This is a genomic window from Microbulbifer maximicatervae (SeqCode) (assembly GCF_052468155.1).
The window spans coordinates 2,997,857-3,010,251 of record NZ_CP174335.1; the positions used below are offsets into that span (position 1 = coordinate 2,997,857).

Below are 12,395 nucleotides of genomic sequence, written 5' to 3' on the forward strand. Positions count from 1 at the left end.
GCTTGAATAGGGGGTTGAGTTCGACTCATACCCCACTACTGAACCCAAACAGATAATGGCCTGCTTGCTGCGGGTCATTTTTTATTTATCCCTTAGAATCTCCATCGCAGCGTTATGTCCAGGCACTCCAGTAACGCCGCCTCCTGGGTGGCTACCGGAGCCACAGAGGTACAGCCCTTGGATCGGCGTGCGGTAATCGGCAAAGCCCATGAAGGGCCGGTTGCTCCACAGTTGGTCCAATCCTAAGGCACCATGGAAGATATCCCCCCCCATCAAGCCAAATTTGCGTTCTAAATCTAGAGGTGAGTGAATTTGATGAGCGATGATGGAGTCACGGAAATTGGGGGCATGGTTAGTGACAGTATCGATAATGGTTTGTGCTGCTTGCTCGCGATAGTCATCCCAGCTTTTAGCGTCCGGCAGTTCTGGAGCAAATTGTTGGCAGAATAGGCTGGCGACATGTTGACCCTCGGGGGCCAGGGAGGGATCGATGGTGGAGGGGATCAATATCTCTACTATGGGTTGCTTTGACCAGCCGTATTGAACCGCATCTATATAGGCCTGCTCCAGGTAATCCATGGTAGGGCCAATGACGATTCCTGACTTGTGGTGTGGTTGCACGTGAGTACCGGGTTTGCATGTAAAGTCTGGCAGTTCAGACAGTGCGACATTCATACGGAAGGTGCCGGACCCCACTCTAAAACCACATACACGGCGGTGGAACTCTGGGTCCAGGTGTTGTTCGTCAATCATCTGGGAATAGAGTAGTTTAGGGCCGACATTAGCGATTACTTTATTGGCAGTAATGGTCTCCCTGCTACTTAGTCGTACCCCGGTAGCGCGATCACCATCGATAAGCACTTCTTTAACTTCAGCGTCTGTGCGAATAGTGACCCCGAGGTGCTCTGCTTCTTTACACATAGCCTGAGTGATAGCACCCATACCGCCCATGGCATGACCCCAGGCGCCTTTCTCGCCGTTTACTTCTCCAAATACATGATGTAGTAACACATAGGCAGAGCCGGGAGTACTGGGGGCGGCATAGTTGCCGACAATAGAATCGAAGGCAAGCGCGGCTTTGACATGGTCGTTCTCAAACCAGCTATCGAGTACGTTGGTAGCGCTCTTAGTGAACAGGTCCAGAGCATCTCGGCGTAATGCCATGCTTAACTTTTTTGCTCTAAGCCCAAATCCACCAGCGCGAACCATGTCCACAAGGCCGCCTCCCACATTGGGGGGAGTGCGCAGTAGCTCTTCGCGCAGTATGTTTGCAACGCTTTCGAGCATGGAATAAAAGTCAGGTAGCGTGGCTGCATCCCTCTTCGAGAAGCGGGCAACTTCAGCCTGTGTATCGAGAAAATTCTTATGGAAAGAAAGGCTTTCATTGTCTGAAAGTGGATAAAAATTAGATTGAGGCCGTAACTTTATATCCAGACCATGTTGACGGAGGTGCAGCTCCTCAATGATTTTCGGGTTGAGTAGACTTACGGTGTAGCTTGCTACAGAGTTCCGGAAGCCCGGGTGAAATTCTTCTGTAATCGCGGCGCCGCCGACTATAGATCGGCGCTCTAGGATTGTTACAGCTTTTCCCGCTTTTGCCAAATAGCAGGCGCAGACCAGGCCATTATGGCCACCACCGATAATTAAAAAATCCTTCATTATTATTCTCTAGTTGGATTATGGTTGTACAGATTGTTGCCAAAAAAAATCAAAAAATAAAGGGGCGACTCAAATATACCTTTCCTAAAGACTGATCTCTTTTATTTTTAGTCTAAGGCTAAAATAACTTGCGATCCAATTATTTTGGCACACTGGCCCTAAGCTCTATGGGGATGCTCCTTTGTGCTGCCTGTAGTAAGTAATAGAGATACTCTATCTTACTTTAATCCTTTTGGGATCGGGTGACTATTTTGAGAGGTAAAGTCTAATCAATGAGTTAAATCAAATGAAAAACCGGTAGTCGGTGTGAATAATAAGTGCCAGTATAATGAGTAGCAGTTTTAATTTTTACAGGCACTGAAGGGATGAGGATCAATTCTTCCAAATTTAATTTCTCTAAGTATGCTCTATCGGAGCAACGATTTCACCTAGATTAAATAGGCGGTTTAGAATTAATCCAGTGCAAGTGTTTAACTCAAGCCCTAATTATTTTTTAGTAATCTAGCTGTTGCAATATGATGCAAGTCGGCGCCATCCTTCTTCAAAAAGAGCAGGGTTTCATTGACTGTACTATCATTTGTGTCTAGTGATGGTTGAATGATAAAGCTATATTTCGAATTTTTGTTAGTAGATTCGTGACATTCTGAATGTGGTTTCTATTTAGAAAATTAGCCTTTTTTACCTCGGATAAAGACTGTATTGGGCGCGGCAATGGATATTATGATTCGCCCATAGTTTTCCCCCTAAGTGTACTAGGGTATCCTTTCCTCAAGCTGCTAAAAAGTAACTGAGAATAAGTGATTTATTTTGTTCTAAAGAAACGCCGCCAATTACATATCATAAACCCAATACAGAACAGGTATATCTTTTAGTACTGCCTATAAAAACTTGATGGAATTAATCATTTGGCGGCTGTGAGGTAAACAATATTAGGTGATCTAAGATTTATCACTCACCGACAGGGAGGGGTTCTCTTGACAGTAGCTGCGTGCGCACTCAAGGTTTGCATGGGGTGAGAGCATGCCAAAATTAAATTTCTTCAACAAACGGTTTTTCTTAACCGCGCAGGGCCAATCTTGATTGGCCAGGGCAGTTTTACCTAGCGAGATAATATCTGCTTGATTACTCTCTAGTACCTGACTTGCCTGCTCTGGCTCGGTCACGCCACCATTGGCGATCACTGGCAGACCGCTGTACTTCTTCGCTAGCTGCGAGAGTGATTCCGTGCCTTCAAAGGCCGGAGCGCTTATTTCAGGCTCCGTGGTGTGAATATAGTCGGCGCCGTATTGTCTCACTAACTCGAAGACTTTGGCAGCTCCAGATTCGCCTTCGTCCCAGATGTGGTTGGTATCGTTGACTTTCTTCTGTGAGAAGCGAATACCCACCGTAAAGCCATCCCCGACTGTTTTCCTTACAGCTTTAAGGGTTTCTTTGTAGATACGTAAGCGGTTATTAAGTGACCCGCCAAAGCAGTCTTGTCGTTTATTAGTGTAGGCGGTCAAAAATTGATCTAGAAGATAGCCATTAGCTCCGTGGATTTCGACGCCATCAAAGCCAGCAAGCTGGGCTAAGTGGGCAGCCTTAGCAAAACCTTCAACAGCCTGTGAGATGTCCTGCTGTGTCATGGCCTCTGGTATGGGGTAGGGGCCTTCGCCATGGTAGAAAGGCATCTGGATTCCCAATGGGCGAATATCAGAGGGGCCAGCAGTTCTGTTGGCGCAAGGGTTGTGCTGGGAGAGGGCTCCGGCATGCATTAACTGGGCAAATACCCTTGCTCCTAGTGCATGGATATCATTGGTAATTGGCTTCCAGCTCTCTGCGTGGCTGAGGCTGGCCATGCCAGGTTGATTTCTACAGCCCTGACTAAAAAGTTTATCGGTATAAAGCCCCTCTGTGATAATCAGCCCAAATCCACCACTGGCAAATTTCTCGTAATACTCCCCCATTAATGGCCCCACCCTGCCATCTGGCTCTGCACTGACCCGTGTCATCGGCGCTACGGCTAGTCTGTTAGGTATATAGAGCTTTCCAATCTTAGTGTCGTTAAATAGATTACGGTACTTAGTAGTCATAAATCACTTGTGCTTGTAATAAGTCTCCTCATTTTGACAATTCACAAAATGTTATGTAAATGAGTCATTCTGTCGTTACATTTTTAACTTTTTATTGAATATGCCGGGTATTAATCAGTTAGAGAGCTTGAGAGTATTCTGTGCCGTGGTGGAGCGCGGGAGTTTTACCGCTGCGGGGAAACGGCTGGGGGTTTCTGCCGCTTGGGTGTCCAAGTCGGTAGAGCGATTGGAATCTCAGCTAGGGGTTACACTTTTCCATCGCACTACTAGGCACATGCAAGTCACCGACGCTGGGGAGCGTTGTTATTCACGTGCTATTGACTTGCTCAGCAAATGGGATGCTTTAGAAGATGATCTATCGGAATCCCGTGAGAGTCATAGTGGGAAGCTGAGGGTAAGCGTGCCTATGTCCTGGGGGCTATCCAAATTTGGTCCCATCCTAAATGCATTTATGGATAGCTATCCAGATATTAGCCTCGATATCCAGATGGGGGATCATCATGTCAATGTGTTAGAGGAGAAGTTTGATCTCGTATTACGGCTCACTAATGAGCTAGTTGATAGTTCACTACTTTGCCGAAAAATAACCAGTTATCGCAGAGTTGCATGCGCCGCACCCGAGTATATAGAACAATATGGCGAGCCGCGCAATCCTCAAGATCTGAGTGATTATTCATGTCTAGTGTATACCTTGCCGGACATGCCTAGAGTGTGGCAGTTTAAGGAAAAGGATAAATTGCTAGAAGTTTATCTGGAGCCTAGGCTCGTTTCCAATAATAGTAAACTACTCCATACGGCTTTATTAGAGGGAAAGGGGATTGCCTTGATACCTGAGTTTATTATCGCTGATGACCTTGATAAAGGAAGACTGGTCCCGATATTAACAGGCTTTGAAACGAAAAGGCTGAACCTTTATTCATTGAGGCCTGGAAATAGGCGGCCCACCTATCGCTTGACGCTACTGACAAATTTTATAGATAGTCATTTGAGTGAAAGTTCAGGTGACTTAAGCATATAAATTTTGTACTTTTCTGTTTTCAAGAACTATTTATAGGATTTCTCAAATGTTAGATAATAAAAATAGGTTGCGATTCTTAGATGGATGGCTGAGGCATGTCGCTTTACTGTAAAAATTGCTTGCAAGGTTGAAGCACATCAGTATTTCTTAAGTGGCCCATTGATGTGCTTCGTGATTGAGACTCAAGTGTAAATCGTTACGTTAATATCAAATGATGATTACAAGTGAGATATATGAGTTAGACCATGCTTTGTTGTTTAATTATATTACTTTTTTCTCCACGTTTTCAGTGTTCCAATGATTAAAACCTCTTGCGTTTATTAAGAAGAAGGCCAGGTTGCCAATAGCCATACCATAACTTGACATGAAGAATATTCCTAAAATTATCCAAAGAACATTGGAAATTGCAAAAATAATAAAGCCAATTTTTTGCTTGTTGCCAAGCAAGTAGGCTGCATATAAGCTTAAGGATATAGCTAGCCAGTCAAGACCGTAGTGTGCCAGGTTATTTTCCATTTAAGTTTATCTCTTGGAATTACTTGGAGATATACTTTCCCACCTAACAGGATACGAGTTTTTCCATTTGCTTATCTTTTAAAGTAAGGAGGTCACTTAATCTGATAGGGGGCGAATATCTATTTTAAAGTGGTAACAATTAAACCCTGATTTTTTGCTTTATACATAATCCAGATCTATATAGATATACAGATAGTTTGTAAAATTTTCTGATCGAAAACAAAAAATGATTAAAGTGTGAATGGGGGTAGATACAAGTTGTGCAAAGAACATTTCCAGCTGAGTGTGGTATGTTTACTCATTCTTGCTGTCTTATTGATTGTTAGGGCCTTATAAATTTCCGCCTGTGAAGTTCAATTTGTGTCCTTGTGACGCATCCCTCTAAATGATCGTTAATTAGTCCCATTGCTTGCATGAAAGCGTATACAGTTGTTGGGCCTACAAATTTCCAACCGAGTTTTTTTAAGTCTTTTGAAAGTAAGATAGACTCTTTTGAGGTTGACATGCTTTGTGGTGTGGCAAGGGCTTCCTCCTTAGGTTCGTATCTCCAAACAAATGATGCCAGCGAACCTTCGTTCTTAACGATTTCTTTGGCGCACTTGGCATTACTAACTACAGCCTCGATTTTACCCCGATGCCGAATTATCCCTTCATTTTTTAGAAGTTTTTCAATATTTGATTGGTTGAAACGAGCTACTTTGTTAAAGTCAAATTTATGGAAGGCCCTCCGAAAATTCTCTCTCTTGGCTAGGACTGTGCGCCAGCTCAGTCCCGACTGGAAACCTTCCAGGCATAGTTTTTCAAATAGACGGTAATCATCATCTACTGGGTAGCCCCATTCAGAGTCATGATATTCTAGAAAATCCGGTGCCGAAGAACACCAGCTACAGCGATATTTACCATCGTGGCCTTGTATAAGTTGCGCAGGCATATCAGCTTCCTAACCATCTGTCTCAGTATTTAGTAAGAATTCAAGTTGCGGACTTGTTTTGGATGCATCGATTTCTATGACTTCGCTACTAACGACATTTTCAGATATAAAAGGATCTTGACTGATGCGTTCCAACAATTCTTCGTAAGTAGTATTAAACGCTAAAATCCCCCCACCAATACCGGGCTTTATGTTTCCTGATGCTAGAAATACACCATCATCATAACCTTTTTGCAGCCACACCTTATGACCTGACATATACTGGGCAGCTTGTGCTTTGTTCTGTGAAAATTTTAATAGGATAATAAACATATAATTCAATTCCTTTATAAATAGGGCTATCCCTTCATTTGGAACGTATCAACCCAAGAGCACATCTTCTTAACTTCATGCTCGACAAAACCCTTATCTTGAAAGGCGTTTGCCATAGTGGCCACCCCTTGGCTCCAAGATAAAACCTTCAATGATAAGTTATCTGCATCAATATCGGGGTTTAGCTGAGTAAATTGCATTCTTAACCACTCTCTGAATAGAGTGAATATTTTATTAGCGTCCTCCCGGCTTATATGATTCAGCTTAGCTAGTTCATTGGAGAGAGTACCAATGGGGCAACCAAAATCTCTGACTTTATCCCAATTGGTAATAACAATACGTATATAGCACTTGATTCTCTGATCAGGTGCGCTTCCTTGATTTTCCCAATCTTGGAGCATTACTCGGGTTTTTTGTAATCTTCGTTCTATTACGCTGGATAAGATCTGATCCTTCGTCTTAAAGTGATGATAAAAATTCCCGCGTGAAATATTTAAGAGGCTGGCAATATCTTTGAAAGAGGTATGCTCAAATCCCTGTTGGTAGAATAAATCATCTGCAACATCAATGATTCGTTCACGGGTATCTAGTTTTTCCATATTGATCGGGGACTATTTTCTAATCTGGGCTGAAGCGAATGGATAGTCATTATAGCCTTTTTCGTCCCCGCCGTAAAAAGTTGAATGGTCAGCTGGATTAAGTGGCATACCCTGCTTAAGTCGGTAGACTAAATCGGGATTTGCTAGGAAGGGTGTCCCAAAAGCAATTAGGTCAGCTTTATTTTCTTTCAAAGATGTTTGGGCGCGCTCGAGGTCATAGCCGTTGTTGGCGATATACACACCTTTAAAGCGTTCCCGCAAGAGCTGGTAATTTACATCTCGCTCTTTCTTCATCATATCACCTTCTAAAATATGGACGTAGGCAATATTTCGGAAGCTTAGTTGCTGCAATAGGTACTCAAAGTGATTTTGCGGATCGGAATCGGACATCGAATTAAAGCAATTTTCGGGTGTAAGTCGCACTCCAATACTATTTAAAGGCCACGCTGCCATTACGGAGTCAATCACTTCATTTAGCAGCCGCATGCGGTTCTTTATGTTACCGCCATAGAGATCACCGCGCTGATTAGTACCATCCCGTAGAAACTGATCGATCAAATAACCGTTCGCACCGTGAATCTCAACTCCGTCAAAGCCTGCCTCTTTAGCCATTTGTGCGGCAAAGCCAAATTGCTCTACGATTTTGGGGATCTCACTGCTCTCTAATGACCTGGGAAGTACAAAGTCTTTTTTTCCTTCATAGGTAACCGCTTGTCCAACTGGTTTAACTGCCGATGCGCTGACGGGGGTATCTCCATCTGGCTGCAATGTGGGGTGGGATATGCGCCCACAGTGTTGCAGCTGTATAAAAATTTTCCCACCTGCTTGATGCACTGCTTGTGTGAGTTTCCTCCAGCCAGAGACCTGCTCCGTTGTGTAAATACCCGGTGTGCATGGGTATCCAATGCCTTGAGCAGATATAGGGGAGGATTCCGTGATGATTAGGCCTGCGCTTGCCCGCTGTTGATAATGCGTCACCATCATTGGTGTCACTACCCCTTGTGCATCTGCTCGATTGCGAGTCATTGGTGCCATCACCACTCGGTTTGAGAGTTGAAGACCTGCCAAATCGAAGGATTGGAATAAATTAGCCATGTTTTACTTCCTTTTCTCAGCTTTATTTCTCTAGGACGCCTGACCTAGTGGTTGTTATGCTAGGTCACCCGTCCTAGCGGTGTCAACCATTTATCAATTCGTATACTGATCGAGGATAGGGGGGCGATAATTTGTACACCCAGTAGGTTTGATTGATAGGGGGTGCAATATGGCAACATTTGTTCTGGTACACGGTGCTTGGCAGGGAGGCTGGTGTTGGAAGCGGGTATCAGCGTTTCTTAGGCGGTACGGCCATGAGGTTTATAGCCCAACTATGACGGGGCTCGGAGAAAGGGCGCACCTTTTAGATGACACAATCAACCTGGATACGCATATACAAGACATTTTGGGTGTTATCGCATGTGAAGAGTTAACGGATATTGTCTTGTGTGGCCACAGTTATGGTGGAGTGGTAATAACCGGTGTGGCTGATAAGGTGCACCAGCATATACGATCCCTTGTCTATCTTGATGCCTTAGTTCCAGAGGATGGGCAAAACGTCTTAGATCTTTTGCCTGTAGAGGTCGGGTTGAGTTTTCAGGATATTGCCAGAACTCAGGGTGATGGATTTCGTGTAGCGCCAAGTCCTGCAATAGATTTCGGGGTTAACATTCAAGATCAGGCATGGGTGGATCGGCGCTGTGTCGACCATCCTCTGGGATCATTTGAGCAACCGATTCAACTACAGGGCTTATGGAAGCAAGTAGCTCGGCACCGATACATCTATGCGTCGGGCTGGGCACCAGGAATTGGTAGGCCGTTCTTTGAGAGAGCCCAGAGAGAACTTGGTTGGGAGACGATAAACCTTCCCTGTGGTCATGATGTGATGCTAGATATGCCCAAAGAACTTACCCAAATTTTGATAGCCTCGATATAGCAATAGCTGCGCTACTTTAGCAACTTATATGGGGCACCCCTTATGGATGCTCCAATGAGAGATGGGGCAAGTATGTCTCTGTATAATTTAAGCACGTGTCGATATAAAAAATAATTAATCTATTGAATCCAAGTTTCGCGTTGACTACGCCTAATTACATAGTGAAGAAATCAAAAGAAAAAATATTTCCTCGATTGCAGGTGGGTGGCATAAATCTAGGGGAGCAAGATAAGCCATGGTTGGTACTGCATCACGGTGGCGTGACTGATGATGCGGCTACGGCTTACCTTTTAGTTGTTCCTGGATGTAAGGCTTCTATATCTTTTGCGACTAACTATGTGCCAGAAAAATTCTGGCGGATGCGGGGGCGTATGACGTCAATCTTGAAAGAATAACTTGATGTTGAAAGGTGCAACCGCTGGGATTTCCTTCAGCCCTCTGTATAGTTGCGTTAACTTTTCTGTATCTTCATTGCTGCATACGTTGAGCGTGCCTCCCGGCAGACAGCCCTAAGCTTTTGGAAAGGCGGGTAGATGCTCATGTCAAATTTCTATAAGGCCTTTAAAGGCTTCTATACAATATCTCCATTTTTAATTTTGACTTATACCTGAAGTAGAAAGAGATAACTTACTGTTTTTGGTTGAAATGAACTGGGCTGGCTAAACTAAAGATACTAGTAGCAGGAGCTATCAGATTATATAGAGAAGACGCCTGCATAACACTATAGAAAACGGTCGATATGGGTTGTGCCAAAGGCGGAAAAAAACGCGTTTCTCTGTTGAGTGCTACGCTGCTTAGTGCCACCTGTATGATAGGTTCGGGCTGGTTGTTTAGTGCGCAGCTTACGGCAAACTATGCAGGTAATTGGGCTTTTGGAGCCTGGATATTAGCGGCGCTTTTGGTTTTGATGGTTGGCTTGTGCCTAAGCCGTGTCGTTGCATTCTACCCAGTCCGGGGAGCCCTCGCTCAATCCAGTGCATTGTCGCACAATAGTATTCTTGGAATGCCATTTGCGTTTGCTAACTGGTTTGGCACATTAATGGTTGTTGCGACCGAGGCGCAGGCAACTACCCAATACCTCTCATCTGCTATAGATTCCTCTTTGTTAATTGGCAATCACACCTTGACTCCGTGGGGGAAGGTTCTCGCGTTAAGTATTCTTTTTGTATATTTGCTGATTAACTATTACGGAATACGGTTTCTTGCCAAGATCAATAATGTTGTCACTGTTCTAAAGATATTTACTCCCACCTTTGCAATAGTTGTATTGCTTATAGTTGTATTTAGTAGTGATACAAGTGGGTCAAATTTTTCAATTGACTCTAATCAGGAGTTTGGGTTTGGAAGCGCTTTTTCCGCTGTTATTGGGGCAGGTCTAATATATTCGTTTAATGGCTTTCAGATCAGTGTTGCCTTTGCCAGTGAGATAAAACATCCCAAGCGTAATATTCCTTTGGCCGTTACTTTATCAATTACAATAATGACACTTGTTTATCTTGCATTGCAATATGCTTTTATGGCCTCAGTGCCGAACGATCTTCTGGTGGAAAATGGTGGTTGGCAAGGGATTAATTTTGACTCGCCGCTTTTGGACTTGGCGACACTGCTTGGCTTGCACTTTCTTGCAATGATACTACTCGCAGACAGTGTGATAAGCCCCTCGGCATCTGGATATACTTATTTGGGGGCCTCGTCAAGAATTCTATTTGCAATGGCCTCTGTAGGGCAAATGCCGCGATGGTTAGCTGTTTTAGATCCTGTACATAATTTATCAAGGCGCTCGATGCTTACTAATTGGTTGATAGCAGCAGTTGTACTTGCTCATGCTGATAGCTGGGCAGCACTTATGGTGATCGTATCTGGCTATCATATAGTTGGATATATGGCCGCCCCCATTAGCATGGGTGCACTTGAACCTGGCACGAGATACTTTGGAGCTGCTGTTTTTGCTGTACTGGGGGTGCTCATGATTACCATAACTTCATCATCCCTTTTGTTGGTGTGCGCCTCTTTGTCAGTACTTATTTGTATTTATGCATCATTGCATATTGCCAGTATTGGGGTTAAGAAATTATCCGTGTTAGTTCTGCCGTTTATTATATATTTATGGATTTTATATTTTATTCAGTATGCTTGGGCGGTAATTGTTTTTTCAGTTGCTTTTTATTTTTTAATATCTTCGAAGTCCTATGTTAAATTTTGCAGGGTATATAATAAGCTGTAGCTTGATGTATGGTTTTAAATGGTTGGTGTCTGTGATATTAGTAAAAGATTACAGGGTGTTGGGTGGATCCAAGTACATGAGTGAACCCTTTTGCCAAGGCCAATTCTGACAGGGTCAGTTTAAGTTATTGAATGCCTGATAATAGCTATCATTTTATCCGCAAATATATTGGTAGATGGCAATAGGGGGTGTTCGAGCATAGCTCGCGCAGTAATATCAACTTGAGGAAGCCTATTAATTCTTGTTTGTTTAATAAGTTAGTACTTTTCTCCAAAAAATTACGGTTAACACATTTAAGTCCGGGGGAGTGCCGGGTTTTAACTTTTACTACACAGCCCTCCTGGAGGCTCACTTTCGGAGGGAACATAGTTAGTAGGCTGATGTGATAAATTGCTCAATTGTCAGAGCTTAGAGAGCCGTCTTACAGCTTTCTCTCTCCACTCTTTGGATAAGGGTTGTAGTTGACTTGCAGCCTGGAGTACTTGCTTGGTATCGGGAAATTGCTTATCAAAAAAAGCTCTGAACATAGATCGTATGTCGATTGAGTTTGGAGCTTCAGCTATCTTACAAATCGAATCCCCTTCTTTAATATGCCCCTCCTTAATAACCCTAAAATATACACCGCAATTAAAGCTACTAGTGAGAATCTTGGCTGCAGCGTCATTATCTAGGGCCATGCTTAGCTTAAAGCAGGGTATTCTGGGTTGACTTACCTCAAGGATACAACTGCCTATGCGGAATTGGTCTCCAACAAAGATATTTTGTTCTCGAAGCCCTTCTACAGTTAAATTCTCACCAAATGCGCCATACTTAAGGCTCTTTCTGCCTAACAGGTCTTCCCAGTAAGGGTAGTGGTCATTAGAAAACGCATATATGGCCATATCTTTGCCGCCATGATTTTTTAAGTCTGCCTGCTCATCTCCTTCCAAATTATTCTTTCCAACAAAAAGTTTTCCTTGGACTGGCTTCTTGAAGATCCCCGTTGTTACAGTTTTACCCCTGTATTCGCAATCTACTTTTTTGGATACGTTTATAGAGAGGAGTTTCATATTTTCTTATTGGTAGATAATTTATGCAGGACCTGGATCTTAG

At 43.5% G+C, this 12,395-nt stretch carries 12 protein-coding genes and 1 pseudogene; 5 read left to right on the forward strand and 8 right to left on the reverse strand.

What is annotated here, in order from left to right:
• Positions 1–81: 81 nt before the first annotated feature.
• Positions 82–1,659, reverse strand: a complete 1,578-nt coding sequence (locus tag ACJJIY_RS12985) for a phytoene desaturase family protein (protein ID WP_445358045.1) — start codon at positions 1,657–1,659, stop codon at positions 82–84.
• Positions 1,660–2,597: 938 nt separating this feature from the next.
• A complete protein-coding gene (locus ACJJIY_RS12990; protein WP_445358046.1) occupies positions 2,598–3,731 on the reverse strand; it encodes an NADH:flavin oxidoreductase in 1,134 nt (377 codons plus the stop codon).
• Positions 3,732–3,831: 100 nt separating this feature from the next.
• Here ACJJIY_RS12990 and ACJJIY_RS12995 point away from each other — a divergent pair.
• Both ACJJIY_RS12995 and ACJJIY_RS13000 read left to right on the forward strand, forming a co-directional pair.
• A pseudogene (locus ACJJIY_RS12995) lies at positions 3,832–3,969 on the forward strand (helix-turn-helix domain-containing protein); the annotation flags it as partial.
• A gap of 36 nt (positions 3,970–4,005) precedes the next feature.
• A complete protein-coding gene (locus ACJJIY_RS13000; RefSeq protein WP_445359668.1) occupies positions 4,006–4,749 on the forward strand; it encodes a substrate binding domain-containing protein in 744 nt (247 codons plus the stop codon).
• A gap of 261 nt (positions 4,750–5,010) precedes the next feature.
• On the opposite strand, the gene ACJJIY_RS13005 is transcribed toward ACJJIY_RS13000, so the two are convergent.
• The 5 genes from ACJJIY_RS13005 to ACJJIY_RS13025 all read right to left on the reverse strand — a co-directional run bounded on the left by ACJJIY_RS13005 (position 5,011) and on the right by ACJJIY_RS13025 (position 8,202).
• Positions 5,011–5,265, reverse strand: a complete 255-nt coding sequence (locus tag ACJJIY_RS13005; protein WP_444897864.1) for a hypothetical protein — start codon at positions 5,263–5,265, stop codon at positions 5,011–5,013.
• Positions 5,266–5,587: 322 nt separating this feature from the next.
• Entirely contained in the window at positions 5,588–6,196 is a 609-nt protein-coding gene (locus ACJJIY_RS13010) for a DNA-3-methyladenine glycosylase I (protein ID WP_445358047.1), read from the reverse strand.
• Between the two features lie 9 nt (positions 6,197–6,205).
• A complete protein-coding gene (locus ACJJIY_RS13015) occupies positions 6,206–6,508 on the reverse strand; it encodes a YciI family protein (RefSeq protein WP_444897862.1) in 303 nt (100 codons plus the stop codon).
• Between the two features lie 26 nt (positions 6,509–6,534).
• Positions 6,535–7,107 (reverse strand): TetR/AcrR family transcriptional regulator, encoded by a 573-nt coding sequence (locus ACJJIY_RS13020; RefSeq protein WP_444897861.1) that lies wholly within the window; start codon positions 7,105–7,107, stop codon positions 6,535–6,537.
• Between the two features lie 12 nt (positions 7,108–7,119).
• The gene (locus tag ACJJIY_RS13025; protein ID WP_444897860.1) at positions 7,120–8,202 is read right to left on the reverse strand and encodes an alkene reductase; all 1,083 of its coding nucleotides are present in this window, start codon (positions 8,200–8,202) and stop codon (positions 7,120–7,122) included.
• 169 nt (positions 8,203–8,371) lie between these two features.
• On the opposite strand from ACJJIY_RS13025, the gene ACJJIY_RS13030 reads away from it, so the two are divergent.
• From ACJJIY_RS13030 to ACJJIY_RS13040, 3 genes are all read left to right on the forward strand, one after another.
• On the forward strand, positions 8,372–9,079 hold the full coding sequence (locus tag ACJJIY_RS13030) for an alpha/beta hydrolase (protein WP_444897859.1): 708 nt from the start codon (positions 8,372–8,374) through the stop codon (positions 9,077–9,079).
• Between the two features lie 161 nt (positions 9,080–9,240).
• Positions 9,241–9,474 (forward strand): hypothetical protein, encoded by a 234-nt coding sequence (locus tag ACJJIY_RS13035; RefSeq protein ID WP_444897858.1) that lies wholly within the window; start codon positions 9,241–9,243, stop codon positions 9,472–9,474.
• 344 nt (positions 9,475–9,818) lie between these two features.
• Entirely contained in the window at positions 9,819–11,303 is a 1,485-nt protein-coding gene (locus ACJJIY_RS13040) for an APC family permease (protein ID WP_444897857.1), read from the forward strand.
• A gap of 401 nt (positions 11,304–11,704) precedes the next feature.
• Here the strand turns inward: ACJJIY_RS13040 and ACJJIY_RS13045 are convergent, their stop codons facing one another.
• Positions 11,705–12,352: an MOSC domain-containing protein gene (locus ACJJIY_RS13045; RefSeq protein ID WP_444897856.1), complete on the reverse strand. Its 648-nt coding sequence runs from the start codon at positions 12,350–12,352 to the stop codon at positions 11,705–11,707.
• Between the last annotated feature and the right edge of the window lie 43 nt (positions 12,353–12,395).